Here is a 15421-nt window from a genome sequence, read left to right as displayed (position 1 = left end):
CGGGTCTATGCGATTTTAGCCTCTATACCCAGTGGATCTCAGACCTCTTCTGACCCACACATATTGGAGATACCCCATGAGCGGTAAGCATCCTTTAGTACAAGCTGTTGAAAATGCACAGCTTAAACAAGACATCCCTGCTTTTGCACCAGGTGATACTGTTATCGTTCAGGTAAAAGTAAAAGAAGGTGATCGTGAGCGTCTTCAAGCATTTGAAGGTGTTGTAATCGCGAAGAAAAACCGTGGTTTGAACTCTGCGTTCACAGTACGTAAAATTTCTAGCGGTGTTGGTGTTGAGCGTGTTTTCCAAACTCACTCTCCAGTTGTTGCTAAAATCGAAGTGAAACGTCGTGGTGACGTTCGTCGTGCTAAACTTTACTACCTACGTGAATTGTCTGGTAAAGCTGCACGTATTCGTGAAAAATTACCAGCTCGTAAAGTTAAAGCTTAATTTTAAGTTTTTACACGAGTTAAAAAATGCGCCAAATGGCGCATTTTTTATGTTTGATGATTAAAGACCTTGAAGTTTTAAGCGGTTGGCATGTTGACGATAAACATCGACGGGATCTGGGCTGAAGAGACCTCTTAATCCCAAAACTTGATTGACCTCATCTAAGTGATTCCAACTGTAATTATCACGAATGACTTTTCCGAAATGGGTGCTGCAACGCGTAACCAATCCATCATTGTCAGTGCTGAGATAGGAGATTGGAGCCAGTAGCGAAATGGCACTGTCTGCAACATCAATGACGTTGGTCACTTGAGAGGTTCCTGTCCAAGAATAATAGTAGATCCCATTATTGGAGCTGGCTCCGCTTTTACTACAGTCCGATGCTAAGGCCGTGGTTGGGTATTTTTGATTGAAGACTTGAGAACCTTTTTCGCTGATCGAGCTTAGAGAGGCGTTAAGATCACTTTTCAGTGCAGGGTTTCCTTCTGCAAAGGTAATGATTGGTCCAATAATATAATCTGTAGCGATGCTCAAGAGCTGTGAACCTGTTTGGCTTGACAGTAAATCATCTGCGACTTTGGAACCTCTAAATGTCGCACCCACCCCAGTGAGGGAAGCGACATATTGAGGTTCAACTGCCTCGACATAGCGAATCGTCGGTCCCCCATGGCTATGTCCAATTAAATTCACTTTGGATTTACCGGTAATGGCCATCACTTCTTCGACTTGCTGTAGCAGTTGTTCACCACGGACTTCGGTCGATTCTAAAGGTGAGATTTGCGCAGCAAAAGTGGTTGCACCATTACGTGCCAGATCGGGCAGTATTTGATACCAATAATCCAAGCCGAATTCAGCAGTGCCAACACGACTAAAACCAAACATCCCATGGGTAAATAATAACGGGTATTTGGTTTTGGCATAGGTACTTTGAGCGGAGGTGTTTACGCTCAGCACGCCCGCTGTGACCGAACTGGTGGCGAATCCGATGCATGCGGCTAAACCCAGCAGTGAAATGCTATGTGCTATTTTTTTCGTTTTATACATATTTTCATCCTGAAAAAAGGTTTGGTTGTGCAGAATTATTCTGCGAAGGGAAGTTTTCCTCCTGAGTCATGGGTGGTTTCAAAGGTTTCAAGTCGAAGTTGTTCTTGTGGATTTTTAAATTGTTGTTGGCGTAATTGAGCAATCGCTTGCTGTTGTGCAGATTCACTCATCTGGCTATTCAGTATCTGCTCACGTTGCGTTAAATATTGATTCACACGTGATTTCCATTGACCTCGATCTTGATCCAATTGTTCCAGTCTAGCGGTTGCTTCTGCACCGACTAAATTCATGCGCATTTGGCGAAGCTCTTCAGCAGAACCGCCACGGGCTTTAATATCGCCAGTCAGTTTGCGTAGATCTTCCAATTTAGACAATTGTTCAAGGTTTTCACGCCAGTCTTCAGGCAACTGAGCAAATAGTCCTTTTAGTTTTTGGGCTTTTTGAATTTCATTTAGAGATGGGTCTGCCATGATCGACATACGGTCTAAGGTATATTCATGGTAGGTATTTTCTGCACCAAATAATCCCTCAATTTCAGTAGGGGAAAAAAATTGTGTGCGTAAGTTTTTCATCAGTGCAAAAACTTTTCGATAGTACTCAGGGTCTTGTTTATCTAAGTTGGGTTCTTTTAAGTTGCCTAACTGAATACGGTAATCAATATAGCGATTCCATAAATCAATAATTTGGCCTAATGCGGGTTCTTTGTAGCCTTTTTGCATGTAGCGCGTGAAGTCTTGCTTAATTTGATCAATCTGTTTTTCCCCATATTGGGTAATGAAATATTCAAAGCAATTCCGTGTTTGTTCATCCACGATTAAATGCTGACTTTGATTTAAACTGAGCTGACAATTGACTTCAGTGTCTTGTTGGCTTGTACTGACAAAAGGCTGTGTGGTGCCATGCGATGCTGTATTTCCTGTAAGTGCGGAAATTGAATTCTGCTGCGCATCTACGAGTGGATTGGGGACTGTATTGGAGCCTGTGGTTGCGCTTGGCGCAAGCCACACTAAAAAGCCAAGTAGAATAACCAGTACAACGGCAAGTATCAGCCATAATTTCTTTTTTTGCATATCCTATGCCTAATATCGATTTTTAATTTTTATTGAGTTCATCATCTGAACTTGTTTCATTGTGCAATGCGAATGCAAATAAACAACAGAAAAGTTGTAAAACTAGATGAGCGGTTGTTAGTATTGCGGCAGTTGAAATACGTGTTCTGAGTTATGAAATCATCTGCTGCAAAAATCCAGCGCCGCGCGGTTCATGGGGTATTTTTGTTAAATAAACCCTTGGGTATTAGTTCAAATGCGGCATTACAAAAAGTACGCTGGTTATTGAGGGCAGAGAAAGCAGGGCATACAGGTGCTTTAGATCCGCTGGCATCAGGTCTATTACCGATTTGCTTTGGTGAAGCCACGAAGTTTTCTCATTTCTTATTAGATTCGACCAAGCGTTATCAAACCACGATAAAGCTTGGACACAGCACAACTACGGGTGATGTGGAAGGTTCGATATTACTTGAACAAGTGGTGCCAGAACTGACTGAAGCTAAAATTCAGCAGGTATTGAATCAGTTTGTTGGAGAAATTCAGCAAATTCCACCGATGTATTCGGCACTCAAAAAGCAGGGTCGTCCGCTATACGAATTGGCGCGTAAAGGGATTGAAGTGGAACGTGAAGCACGTCCTATTACCATTGAGGCGATTCAGCTACTTTCCTTTACTGAAAACAGCATTACCTTGGATGTGACCTGTTCCAAAGGCACCTATATTCGTGTGTTGGGGGAAGATATTGCCAAGGCTTTAGGGACGCAAGGGCATTTGACGTATTTGCACCGTATTCAGACGGGTCATTTTGAGCTGATTCCAAGTTACACGATTGATTATTTAGAAGGCTTAACCGAACAAGAGCGTGAAGCACTGTTATTGCCTGTGTATGCACCTGTTCAGCATTTTACTCAAATTCAAGTTCCTGAAGGTCGGGCAGAATATTTTAGTCGCGGCATGGAAAGTAATATTGAGCATGCTGCGGAAGCCCAAGTGCTGGTTTTTGATGGTGAAAAGTGCTTAGGCTTGGCCGAAATTAATGATCGGAAGCGTTTAATTCCTAAACGTGTTTTGAATTTTTAGGAGGCTCAATACTATGGAACTTGATCTTATTCTGAGTTTGGTCTTCTTTGCTTTTTGTGCGGGCGCAATTGATGCCGCAGTAGGCGGGGGTGGCTTAATTCAAATCCCTGCCATTATGGGGGCAATGCCACAGTTGGCCCCTGCCACAGTTTTTGGCACCAATAAACTCTCTTCTATTTTTGGTACGGCATCTGCGGCATTTTCATTTATGCGTCGCGTATCATTATCGTGGAAATTGCTGTTGGTGATAGGGGTAGGTGCTTTTATTAGTTCCTATTTGGGAGCCGCCTGTGTTTCCATGATTCCCACCCAAGTACTGAAACCCTTTGTGCTGTGTATGTTGATTATTATCGCAATTTACACATTCATGAAGAAACAATTTGGTCAGGTACATTTTCAACAGGAAATCACCACTAAAATACTGGTACTTGCAGCGGTCGGCAGTGTTTTGATTGGCTTTTATGATGGAATTTTTGGACCAGGAACGGGCAGTTTCTTTATTTTCTATTTTATTCGCTACTTAAAAGTCGATTTTATTCATGCTTCGGCGCTCTCCAAAATTGCCAATTTCATGACCAATTTTGCTGCACTGAGTTTTTTTGTGCCCGCAGGTCATGTGTTATTTGGCATTGGTTTAATCATGGCCGTTGCCAATATTGCAGGTTCTTTGGTTGGGGTTAAACTCGCTTTAAAATATGGTAGTGGTTTTATTCGTATTATCTTTTTAGTGTTAGTGTCTATTTTAATTGTCCGATTAAGTTACCAAATTTTCTTCACAGCTTGAAGGTTCAGCTGATGCAATTTTGCATCAGCTGTTTAAATCCAATTTCTAAGTGACCCTTGCTTCGGCAAGGTTTTTTCATTTATAGACGCGTAGATTGGTCATGAGTCGTGCTTCTTCGGAGGTAGGGTATTTTTTGTTTCATCAATAATTTGAGGATGGCTTTTTTGTTGTTCTCTTTATAGTGTGGGCAATAGGATGCTGCAACACTTAATTCATCCAGCGCTACTCCATGAGTAGACACTGTCATCAACAAATAAAATATCCTCGGATGTTTGATCTGGCAATCTTGTAAGGCAAATTGGCACGCGGTTTCAAATTGCTTTTGTTCACGATAATAGCGCGCCAGTTCATATAATGGCTCTGCGCGTTGTGGACGGCTGCCCCAAGCCTGTGAGTACGCCATATCAATTTGTTCGATGGGTTTGTTGAATCATTCGGTTAATTGTGCTGCTCTAAACTACACTGCTCTAAACTGCGCCATCCAACGTTCTTCTTCCCAACCTCCTAGATTGGCAGGTCGTTGATACGCCTCTAGTGCCTGTTGTGGCATGTGTTCATCTTGATAACTCTGTACGAGATAACATTGATAGCGTAGATTATCTGCTTCATCCAGAATACCCTGCCTTAAAACTTCAATATCTTTGAGATAGGTTTGCGGATCATGTTCGCGGGCACTGTCGTGTTGTATAAAAATGCGTGGACCTTCAAGAGACGTCCATTGATGAGGCGAAGTAGAATCAAGATATTCACGTAATACGCCTTTCCACACCCAAGGCAATTTGGTCGAAATCAGGGCATTGGGTTGATAACGTAAATGATCATAGATACATTCAAAATAATACGCTGTATCCGATAATGTACCGCATTGAAATTCGGGTTGTACCAATAAGCTTTCATCGGCATCAATAAAGATTAAATAGTCGGCATGGGGGAAAGGAAGAATCCTGTGCCAATTGTAAAGCTTCGGTACGATTAAAACCAAAATTGTGCCAAGGGCGCTCAAACAGCTGGTCTGGTAAATCCTGCATAAAGTCTTGAATCAGTTTTTACGTGCCATCGGTTGAACCCGTATCGACAATTATCCAAGAATGAATCCACGGTTTGACCGATTTTAAACATCGTAAAATCACCGCAGATTCGTTTTTAACCATCATATTGAGGCGAATATGTGATTGCATTGTTATTCTTATGTTCCTTTCGATCCTTTGGATGATATGAGTTTTTCAGCGAATTGAATTCAAGGGCATTCCAGTAGGCGTATTTTAGTTGAGAACCTTTGACGAGATGAAATTCTGTCGTTTCAAGAACAGTTGCTGAAATTCAAATGTAGCCACTGTTCTTTAGGCATTAAATTCGGATTTAAGAGGATGATGCTTCGTCAGATTCAGGCGCAGTGCGACTGGCACGATAGGTGACACCGACCGAGGCGGTCATAATGCATATCAGGGCCAAGGTTTGCCAGAGGGTGATATGTTCTTTTAACAGCAGCATACCAGCAATTGCTGCTAAAGCGGGAGATAAGCTAGACAGTGTGCCATAGCTGAGTTTACTCAGACGTTTGAGTGCCATTAAATCAAGGGTATAAGGAATGGCAGTGGCCAAGAGGGCAATCATTAAAGCTTGTGGCCAATATTGAAATTGCAGCATTGCGTCAGGATTACGAATGCTATTAATCGGCAATAAAATTAGCGTTGACAGTACAATGGCGATACTCAGTGCGTGCATTCCCATATTTTGGCGTGCAACTCTTTGACCAAAATAAATATAAAATGCCCAACAAATACCTGCACCTAATGCACATGCTGCACCAATATAAGAAAAATTGTGGGCGTGTGCATCTTGCCAAGGCACCATCAGGGCAATTCCTGCAATCGCGAGTCCGACCCAAATATAATCACTTTTGTGTTTAATCGAGAGCAGCGCTAAGGTCAGTGGTCCTAAAAACTCTAATCCAACGGCAATGCCTTGCGGTAACTTGCCTAAAGAGGCATAGAACAAAACATTCATGACGCAGACAGCGGCACTGTAAAACAGTAAATCACGCCATTTTAAATGGGGGAGGCGCTGGATGATTTTCCATGAACGGAACATCAACACCACCAAAATAGATGCAAAGCTAAGCCGTAAGGTCACTACGGTAAACGGGTCTAATGCTTGCATGAGCTGTTTGGCAAATGAGGCACTGACTTGATAGGACAGCATGGAGAGTACCATGAAAAATACGGCACTCAGTTGACTGTTTGGCATATCAGTTGTGGTCTCCATGACAAAAAAAGCAAAAAGAAGATTAGGTGAAATCAGAACATGGTTATGATGAATAGTTTAGCTAATCACATTGATTTACCCGATGATTTTAAGTTGGCTTCGGTACGACGTTTGGCTTGTTGTGTGGTATAGGTACAACCAATTGAAGCTATAATAATGGTGCTGAGCGCCAGCCACTGTGTCCAGAGTAATTGTTCATTTAGAAAGACGAAGCCTGATAATGCTGCAATGGCAGGTTCTAGACTCATTAAGGTCCCAAAGCTCAAAGCAGTCAAATTACGTAAGGCAATCATTTCTAAGGTAAAGGGTAAAGCACTTGCCAGAATGGCTAAACCGATAAAATAGAATAAATTGGGGGGCTGGAAAACATTACTGGTCATGCCTGAAAATAAGGCAACGGGGAGTAAGCACAGCATGCCGACAAACATGCCCAAACACACGGTATGATTGCCTGAAATACCTGAAGGACGTTGCCCCGCAATAATATAAACCGCCCAACATGCCCCTGCGCCAATCGCGAAGGCAATGCCTATTAAATCGAGCGATTGTGTGGCTTGGTCAAAAGGAAACAGCAAGACTAAGCCTAAAATTGCCATGCTGACCCAAAGTAAATCGTATTTTTGCCGTGCATAGTACAAGGCAACGCTTAAGGGACCAATAAACTCAAACGAGACGGCAATACCCAAAGGGAGCCGTTCAATCGATAAGTAAAACAGTCCGTTCATGCCTGCCAGTGCAATGCCGTAACTTAAAATAGAAGACCAACGGACACTTTTAAAATTAATTTTCCAGATTTGAAAAATAATCGCCAGAATCAGCGCGCCGAGCAGCATACGCATGGCAGAAACCGTTAAAACAGGAAATTGCTGAAATAGAATTTTGGCCAATGAACCACTACTTTGCACACAGAGCATGGCAATAAAGAGCAGGAACACCGCTTGTAAATAAGAGGGTTTTTTTAAGTTCAGCATGGGTCTAGTGCGTTATATTTTATATCGGTTGGTCAATTTGTGTATTTTTTTCAATCATAACACTGCGCAGGTAAAATAGCTTGTAGCGGATGAACTAAATCAATGCTGTGTCATAGATGCAGATTAAAACGAGAGGCTGCATTGAAACAAAACCGATCTATTCCCCATAGGCAATAGATCGGTTTTGAGCTGTGAAATGCTTTTTATTGATCCAATTAAGCGGAGGATAGATCAATAAAAAACCACAGACACAAGTCTGTGGTTTTTCACATCGAATAACTTAGAACAATACGCGAACGCGGATTGTACCTTCAACGTCTTGTAATGTATCAAGTGCTTCTTGAGATGCAGTTGCATCAACATCCATGACTAAATAGCCGACATCACCTTTGGTCATTAAAGACTGACCAGAGATGTTGATGCCGTGTTCAGCAAACAAGTTGTTGATTTTTGAAAGTACGCCAGGCACATTCTTGTGAATGTGAAGTAGACGGTGTTTACCTTCAGTTAATGGCAACGCAATTTCTGGGAAGTTTACAGCAGAGAGGGTCATCCCCTTGTCTGAGTAAGAAACGAATTTCTCAGCGACTTCTAAACCAATGTTTGCTTGTGCTTCCATAGTTGAACCGCCCACGTGCGGGGTTAAGATCACGTTTGGAATGTTACGTAGTGGAGAAACAAATTCTTCACCATTGGCTTTTGGTTCTTTCGGGAACACGTCAATCGCAGCACCCGCTACATGACCTGATTTTAAGGCATCTGCTAAGTCTTCGATGATGACACATGTACCACGCGCAGCATTGATGAAGATTGAACCTTCTTTCATTTGTGCAAATTGGTCTTTACCGAAGAAGTTACGTGTAGACGGAACATCTGGAACGTGTAAAGAAACCACATCAGCATTAGCAAGAAGTTCAGCCATGCTACCAACTTGACGTGCGTTACCTAAAGGTAATTTAGTGACTGCGTCAAAATAGATGACTTTCATCCCCATGCTTTCAGCTAAAACAGAAAGTTGAGAACCGATTGAACCATAACCCACGATACCTAAAGTTTTACCGCGTGTTTCAAACGAACCTACAGCAGATTTGTTCCAACCGCCCGCATGTGTATCTGTTGATTTTTCAGGTACACGGCGAAGAAGAAGAATAGCTTCCGCAAGTACAAGTTCAGCCACTGAACGTGTATTTGAATAGGGTGCGTTAAAGACTGGAATACCACGAACCATCGCAGCATTTAAGTTCACTTGGTTGGTCCCGATACAGAAACAGCCCACAGCAATTAATTTGTTTGCTGCTTCAAAAACTTCTTCAGTCAATTGAGTACGGGAACGAATACCAATGAAGTGTGCATCTTTGATCGCTTCTTTCAACGCTTCACCGTCAAGCGCAGTTTTACGATAATCGATGTTGGTGTATCCAGCAGCATTTAAAGTGTCGACTGCGTTTTGGTGAACGCCTTCTAACAACAAGAAACGAATTTTATCTTTAGGCAGGGAAAGATGTTGGCTCATTACGGCTCCGCTACAAAGGCCAAATTTGGTCGCGGTATCATAACATAGGACTTAGGTCGATATACATTTCCTTTATGACCTGACGATCAGGTATTTTGGTGAAATATGCGTCACAACCTGTCGTAATCGGTCTAAATAAGCCTGTAATTTACAAGGTAACCTTGTTAAAACGCGATTTTCTGCGGGTTTTATCAAAAAATGGCTTATAATAATGCTCCGTGAAAAATTACGGTGCAGATGAACTGTCCGTTACTTCACGTGCAGTCTAGTTATTGTTCCTTTGTTACGCAGTTTCAGCTGAATAATGCATTAGATTCGACACCACTTGTTTACTTCATTGCAAGGTCTGAAAACGATGAATGCTCCAGTCGCTTTAACCCCAGAGTTGTTGACCCAATTGACCGAAATTGTTGGCGAAAACCGTATTAAAACGGATACCGATAGCCTGCAAAATTGGGGTCGGGATTATACCAAACACTTTGATCCGAACCCATCTGTGATCGTTTTCCCTGCAACGACTGAACAAGTTCAAGCCATTGTTAAGCTTGCGAACCAATACAATGTTGCAGTAACCCCATCGGGTGGTCGTACCGGTTTATCTGCGGGTGCCGTGGCAGCCAATGGTGAAATTGTAGTCAGCATGGACAAAATGAACCAGATTCTGGAATTTTTCCCTGCCGACCGTATGGTGCGCGTACAAGCGGGTGTGGTCACTGAACAATTACAGCGTTATGCTCAAGAACAAGGCATGTACTACCCAGTAGATTTTGCTTCTGCGGGTTCTTCACAAATTGGTGGCAATATTGGCACCAATGCGGGCGGCATTAAAGTGATTAAGTACGGCATGACTCGTAACTGGGTGTTGGGCTTAACTGTGGTGACAGGTAAAGGTGACATTCTGCGTTTAAACAAAGGCATGATTAAAAATGCTACGGGTTATGCGCTACAGCATTTATTTATTGGTGGTGAAGGTACTTTAGGTTTAGTCACTGAAGCTGAAATTAAATTAGAGCGTCAACCGCAAGACCTTCAAGTCATGGTGTTGGGTGTACCTGATTTTAATGCGGTGATGCCTGTACTACATGCTTTCCAAGCCAAAATTGACTTAACTGCATTTGAATTCTTTGGTGAATTGGCAATGCAGAAAGTACTGGATCATGGTCATGTACAACGCCCATTTGAAACAGAATGCCCATTCTACGTATTACTTGAATTTGAAGCGCCGTTTGAACCGATTATGGACAAGGCGATGGAAATTTTTGAGCATTGCATGGAACAAGGTTGGGTGCTGGATGGCGTGTTGAGCCAAAGCCTTGAGCAAGTCGAAAGCTTATGGCGTTTACGTGAAGATATTTCTGAATCGATCGCGCCATTTATCCCATACAAAAATGACATTTCAGTGTTGATTACGCATGTACCTGCGTTTATTCAAGAAATTGACAGCATTGTGGCAGACAATTATCCAGACTTTGAAATCTGCTGGTTTGGTCATATTGGCGACGGTAACTTGCACTTAAACATTCTTAAACCTGCCGATTTAAGCAAAGATGAATTCTTTGCCAAATGTCAGGTGGTGAATAAATACGTATTCGATACTGTGAAAAAATATGACGGTTCTATCTCTGCCGAGCATGGTGTGGGGATGACCAAAAAGCCATATCTGGAATATTCACGCAGTGCTGAAGAAATTGAATATATGAAAGCCTTGAAAAAAGTTTTCGATCCAAACGGTATTATGAACCCTGGTAAATTATTCGATTTATAAGTTTATATCGAATGAAATGCTAAACACCGCAATGGCAACATTGCGGTGTTTTTTATGGATTAATGAAATAGATAAAAATCTCAATCAAGAAAAACAAACGCTACATTGTTGCCATAGAGTTATGTGCCTAAGCATTGCATCATAACGGGTATGTAATGATATCTATGGGGATTTTGTCATGTTACGTTTAGTTTCGGTTTCAGCCTTATGCATAGGATTATTGGCAGGCTGCGCTACAACAAAAAATTTAGTCAATAAAGTCAGTAGTTCAGATACGCCGTTGGCAAAAGTATTAAAAGAGCGTCCAGATTTGGTCAAAGAATTATCTACTGTGGAAATTCGTCAATTTTTTAACAGTGTAGAAGCACCAACGGCTGCACAAGTGAAAGTGACGGAAACAGGTTTAATGGATGATTCAGTCCGTTCGATTCGGACGATTTATAGTTTTAAACATATGGATAATGACTGGAAATTGATCGAAACTGAAAAGTCGTATCAATGTATGCGCGGTAAAAATACCAAGAATTTCCAAACTGCGAAGTGTTTGTAATTTGGCTTAATATGGATTTCACCAGATATAAAAAGGCGTATTGATTTACGCCTTTTGTATTTAGGCTTCACTGAAAAATAAATAACAATAATTACTTATGATGCATCAGACTATTTTGAATAATAATTTTGGAGCTGAGTTCATGTTTAGAATGGACATCGAGTTTTTTCATTAGGTTGGCTTTATGAGCTTCTATAGTTCGATGTGAGAGTGATAGCTTCCGTGCAATTTCTTTACAAGTTAATCCATTGACAATCAGTTGAGTAATTTCGGACTCGCGTTTCGTTAACTTTTGCTTATTTACAAGGGGATGTTGTTCAATACGTTCAAAATGCCACACCATTAATTTAAAAGGGTCTTCTGGTGTGAGTGTACGACCATGAGTATGTGTCCAGAAAATTTCTCCACTTTTATGCTGCATAAAACGTTGATCGGAATAATACAGGCTATTCTTTTGCAATAGACTTTGCAAAGCATCATTTCCGACTTTCTCATAGTCTTCGATACTGGGAAAAATTTTAATAATCGAGTGATGCATTAGCTCTTCACGTTCATAGCCAAACATCTGTGAGAAAGCGCTATTCATTTCGACCATGTGCCGATTGCTAAGCACCACAATCGGTGCAGGGCTAAAATCAAAAGCTAATTTATTATAAGTCATCATAATAAGTATCCATACTTAGTATATTAAGCAATATAGTAAATTACGCCGAATTGGCAATTGTAAAAAATGACCTTTTTACCCTTTTGGATGCTTTTAGCGCTGAAATTTTTTATTAAAACACTGTGATAACTAGACATGGTTTATAAAACAAAAATTAGACATTATTTTATTAATCATCTGTATTTAAATAAAAAATTAATTAATAAAAACTACTTAAGTAATCAAGTTGATTGACTCTGTTTCGGGATTGATCCACATTAATTAATTAGTGAATTTTAGTTCACTTTTATAATATTTCATTTAAAAATTGGGAAAATCCACGGCATTCAATTGCGTATAACAATGTAGCAGTCATCACTTTATTTAGAAAAAACAGGATCGGTTTTTAAAGTGAAAAAAGAAGATAATATTAAAGAATACAAGAGGTAAATATGGAGCAGATACAAGGATCGGGTCTTCCACATAAAAAGTCTTCGCACCGTTTGGCTGGAGTCTCCAGCATGGTGGGAACGACCATAGAATGGTACGATTTTTTCATTTATGGTGCCGCCGCCGCACTGATTTTTAATAAACTATTTTTCCCCAATTTAGACCCTCTGACAGGGGTATTGGCAGCCTTCGCCACCTATGCGGTAGGATTTATCGGACGACCTTTAGGCGGGATTGTGTTTGGTCACTTTGGTGACAAGATTGGTCGTAAAGCCATGCTGTTAACAACGCTGATTATGATGGGGATTCCCACTGTATTAATTGGCCTATTGCCTACGTATGAAAGCATTGGTTACTGGGCAACTTTCTGTTTAGTGGTACTGCGGTTTATTCAAGGTATGGCAATGGGTGGAGAATGGGGTGGTGCAGTACTGATGGCTGTTGAGCATGCTCCTGAAGGTGGTAAAGGGTTTTGGGGAAGTTTACCGCAGGCCAGTGCAGGAGGAGGCTTACTCTTGGCTTCACTTGCTTTAGGTGCTGTGTCTTTACTTCCTGAAGCGACTCTGTTTAGTTGGGGATGGCGGTTACCTTTTTTAGCCAGTATTTTGCTGCTTGGTGTGGGTTGGTATATTCGGATCAAAGTACCTGAATCACCAGATTTTGAAAAAGTGAAAGAGCAGGCTCAAGAGATAAAAGTGCCTGCAATGCAAGTTTTTAAGAATCATCCTCGTGAGTTGCTGACCATCATTTTTGCACGTGCAGCGGAGAATGCTTGGTTTTATATTGCTTCCACATTTACCTTGGCATATACCACGACTAAATTAGGCATTCCACGTCAGGATATTCTATTCGCCACAATTTGTGGTGCTGGCTTAATTATGGTGATGACACCTTTGTGTGGGCATCTTTCAGATAAAGTCGGGCAACGGAACATGTTTATGTTTGGGTTGGTGTTGTTAGGATTATATTGCTATCCATTTTTTACTCTGCTGGATACCAAAGATCCCGTGCTGGTTTGGACTGCAATTGTATTGGCAATTGGTGTAGTGTTTCCGATTATGTATGCACCACAAGCTCAATTGTTTGCACGCCAATTCCCTGCTGAGATTCGTTATAGCGGTATTTCAATTTCGGTGCAATTTGCGGGTGTATTAGGTGGTGGTTTAGCTCCGCTGATTGCAACCAAGCTGTTAAGTATTGGTGATGGTAGCCCACATTTAATTATTGGCTATATTGCGGGTATGGCAGTCTTTGCGATTGGCTGTTCATTCTTTATGAAGCCCGATTTTGCAAGCCCAGAAAAAAATACTATAAAAGTGAAGACAGAAATCTCTGCTTAGTGATAACAACAAAAATTACAATTCCCAACGCATAAACTGCTACACTACACCCACTTGACCTAGTGGGTGTACTAGCTTGAGTGATAAAAATCTCACAACTGAAATTGATTAAACTGTCTTAGACACCTTGTGAATACGGTGTATTAAGCCGCTAAACCTTAGCGCATTCAAAAAAACGTAATTTAAATAAATCTCTCAGTGCTGGTCATTGGGCTGACGTTTATCTCCCGAAAAATAGCGTAAGACCTCGACCAGACCATCATGATCTGTAGAAAATAATGCAAAAAGTTCAAACGACCACGTTGAACCGCACTACGCTGATGTTTCCTTTAGCCTTGGTGCTGTTCGAATTTTCCGTCTATATCGGAAATGATTTAGTGCAACCTGCCATGCTAGCCATCACCAAAGAATTTGGTGTCAGCAGCAGTTGGGCACCATCATCCATGTCTTTTTATCTGTTGGGTGGGGCCTGTGTTGCATGGCTGTTGGGTCCATTATCAGATCGACTAGGACGTAAAAAAGTACTGTTAACAGGCGTACTGTTTTTTAGCTTCTGTTGTTTACTGATTTTACTCACTCACAATATTGAGCAATTTTTAGCCCTGCGATTTTTACAAGGCATAGGATTAACCGTGATTTCAGCCGTGGGTTATGCAGCCATTCAGGAAACTTTTGAAGAGCGTGATGCCATTAAAGTCATGGCATTGATGGCCAATATTTCCTTACTTGCACCTTTGCTCGGCCCAGTGTTAGGGGCATTCCTGATTGACCATGTGTCATGGCATTGGGGCTTTATTGGGATTGCACTATTGGCCTTTCTCAGTTGGTTTGGTTTAAAAGCAAAAATGCCTACCACTCAAAAAATCGTGGTGAAACAACCGTTACGCTATATTTTTTCAGACTTTAAACGAGTTTATCAAAATCCACGGTTTCTTGGTTTAACTTTGGCATTGCCGATGGTGAGTATGCCGTTAATGTTGTGGATTGCACTTTCGCCAGTCATGTTGATAGAAGAGCTGGGACTGAGCAGTTTGCAATACGGTCTGGCACAATTCCCTGTATTGGGCGGGTTGATTGCAGGCAATTTGGTGTTGATTAAAATCATTGATCGGTTGGCTTTGGGCAAAACGGTGATGATGGGTTTACCGATTATGCTGTTGGGCACGTTGCTGATTCTGGCGGGTATTGTTTGGCGTGATTATTTTCTCATTTGCTTAATTGTCGGTATGACTTTAATTAGCTTTGGCGAGGGCATTAGTTTTTCAGTACTGTATCGTTTTGCTTTAATGTCTTCTGAGGTGTCGAAAGGCACTGTGGCTGCGGCGGTGTCGATGCTATTGATGTTCAGTTTCTTTTTTATTATTGAAGGGGTGCGTATTCTGTATGAACAGTACCATTTACTGGCCTATGGCTTGGCGTGTTTCACTTTAATTGCATTGTGGTTTAGTTTCCCACGACGCATGTTGCAGCAAATTTTATTGGAACGTAAAGCCAAAGGCGAGTTCTAATTTGGCTT

16 protein-coding genes are annotated in these 15421 nt (G+C 41.4%); 7 read left to right on the top strand and 9 right to left on the bottom strand.

Annotation, left to right across the window (positions count from 1 at the left end; genetic code table 11):
* The first annotated feature begins 76 nt into the window (after nt 1-76).
* Nucleotides 77-451 carry a 50S ribosomal protein L19 gene (gene rplS / locus E0H94_RS05340; RefSeq protein WP_131264583.1) on the top strand — a complete coding sequence of 125 codons (375 nt, stop codon included), beginning with the start codon at nt 77-79 and terminating at the stop codon, nt 449-451.
* 60 nt (nt 452-511) lie between these two features.
* Here rplS and E0H94_RS05335 read toward each other — a convergent pair whose 3' ends face one another.
* Nucleotides 512-1495 carry an esterase/lipase family protein gene (locus tag E0H94_RS05335; RefSeq protein WP_171462046.1) on the bottom strand — a complete coding sequence of 328 codons (984 nt, stop codon included), beginning with the start codon at nt 1493-1495 and terminating at the stop codon, nt 512-514.
* 35 nt (nt 1496-1530) lie between these two features.
* The gene (locus E0H94_RS05330; protein WP_131325458.1) at nt 1531-2565 is read right to left on the bottom strand and encodes a lipase secretion chaperone; all 1035 of its coding nucleotides are present in this window, start codon (nt 2563-2565) and stop codon (nt 1531-1533) included.
* Between the two features lie 153 nt (nt 2566-2718).
* Between E0H94_RS05330 and truB the strand changes: the two genes are divergently transcribed.
* Together truB and E0H94_RS05320 are read left to right on the top strand one after the other, a co-directional pair.
* Nucleotides 2719-3624 carry a tRNA pseudouridine(55) synthase TruB gene (gene truB, locus E0H94_RS05325; protein ID WP_131325457.1) on the top strand — a complete coding sequence of 302 codons (906 nt, stop codon included), beginning with the start codon at nt 2719-2721 and terminating at the stop codon, nt 3622-3624.
* 13 nt (nt 3625-3637) lie between these two features.
* Entirely contained in the window at nt 3638-4408 is a 771-nt protein-coding gene (locus E0H94_RS05320) for a sulfite exporter TauE/SafE family protein (protein ID WP_131325456.1), read from the top strand.
* A 79-nt stretch (nt 4409-4487) separates the two neighbouring features.
* On the opposite strand, the gene E0H94_RS18630 is transcribed toward E0H94_RS05320, so the two are convergent.
* The 6 genes from E0H94_RS18630 to serA form a co-directional block, all read right to left on the bottom strand.
* On the bottom strand, nt 4488-4811 hold the full coding sequence (locus E0H94_RS18630; protein WP_227548551.1) for a hypothetical protein: 324 nt from the start codon (nt 4809-4811) through the stop codon (nt 4488-4490).
* A 54-nt stretch (nt 4812-4865) separates the two neighbouring features.
* Nucleotides 4866-5411, bottom strand: a complete 546-nt coding sequence (locus tag E0H94_RS18625) for a hypothetical protein (RefSeq protein WP_227548550.1) — start codon at nt 5409-5411, stop codon at nt 4866-4868.
* A 43-nt stretch (nt 5412-5454) separates the two neighbouring features.
* A complete protein-coding gene (locus E0H94_RS18885; RefSeq protein ID WP_264757544.1) occupies nt 5455-5586 on the bottom strand; it encodes a hypothetical protein in 132 nt (43 codons plus the stop codon).
* 181 nt (nt 5587-5767) lie between these two features.
* The gene (locus E0H94_RS05310) at nt 5768-6655 is read right to left on the bottom strand and encodes an EamA family transporter (protein WP_131325632.1); all 888 of its coding nucleotides are present in this window, start codon (nt 6653-6655) and stop codon (nt 5768-5770) included.
* Between the two features lie 83 nt (nt 6656-6738).
* A complete protein-coding gene (locus E0H94_RS05305; protein ID WP_131325455.1) occupies nt 6739-7644 on the bottom strand; it encodes an EamA family transporter in 906 nt (301 codons plus the stop codon).
* Nucleotides 7645-7924: 280 nt separating this feature from the next.
* Nucleotides 7925-9157 carry a phosphoglycerate dehydrogenase gene (gene serA, locus E0H94_RS05300; RefSeq protein WP_131325454.1) on the bottom strand — a complete coding sequence of 411 codons (1233 nt, stop codon included), beginning with the start codon at nt 9155-9157 and terminating at the stop codon, nt 7925-7927.
* A gap of 355 nt (nt 9158-9512) precedes the next feature.
* Between serA and E0H94_RS05295 the strand changes: the two genes are divergently transcribed.
* On the top strand, nt 9513-10922 hold the full coding sequence (locus E0H94_RS05295; RefSeq protein WP_131325453.1) for an FAD-binding oxidoreductase: 1410 nt from the start codon (nt 9513-9515) through the stop codon (nt 10920-10922).
* A gap of 178 nt (nt 10923-11100) precedes the next feature.
* A complete protein-coding gene (locus E0H94_RS05290) occupies nt 11101-11472 on the top strand; it encodes a hypothetical protein (protein WP_131325452.1) in 372 nt (123 codons plus the stop codon).
* Between the two features lie 91 nt (nt 11473-11563).
* Here E0H94_RS05290 and E0H94_RS05285 read toward each other — a convergent pair whose 3' ends face one another.
* Nucleotides 11564-12136 (bottom strand): LuxR C-terminal-related transcriptional regulator, encoded by a 573-nt coding sequence (locus E0H94_RS05285; RefSeq protein ID WP_264757543.1) that lies wholly within the window; start codon nt 12134-12136, stop codon nt 11564-11566.
* 431 nt (nt 12137-12567) lie between these two features.
* On the opposite strand from E0H94_RS05285, the gene E0H94_RS05280 reads away from it, so the two are divergent.
* Together E0H94_RS05280 and E0H94_RS05275 are read left to right on the top strand one after the other, a co-directional pair.
* Nucleotides 12568-13905, top strand: coding sequence for an MFS transporter (locus tag E0H94_RS05280; protein ID WP_131325451.1), 1338 nt, complete (start codon nt 12568-12570; stop codon nt 13903-13905).
* A gap of 278 nt (nt 13906-14183) precedes the next feature.
* Nucleotides 14184-15413, top strand: a complete 1230-nt coding sequence (locus E0H94_RS05275) for an MFS transporter (protein WP_131325450.1) — start codon at nt 14184-14186, stop codon at nt 15411-15413.
* Nucleotides 15414-15421: the final 8 nt, after the last annotated feature.

This window comes from Acinetobacter sp. ANC 4173 (assembly GCF_004331255.1).
Taxonomy (GTDB): domain Bacteria; phylum Pseudomonadota; class Gammaproteobacteria; order Pseudomonadales; family Moraxellaceae; genus Acinetobacter.
Note: the sequence above shows the minus strand (reverse complement) of the source record. Positions and strands in the feature narration are given on the sequence as shown.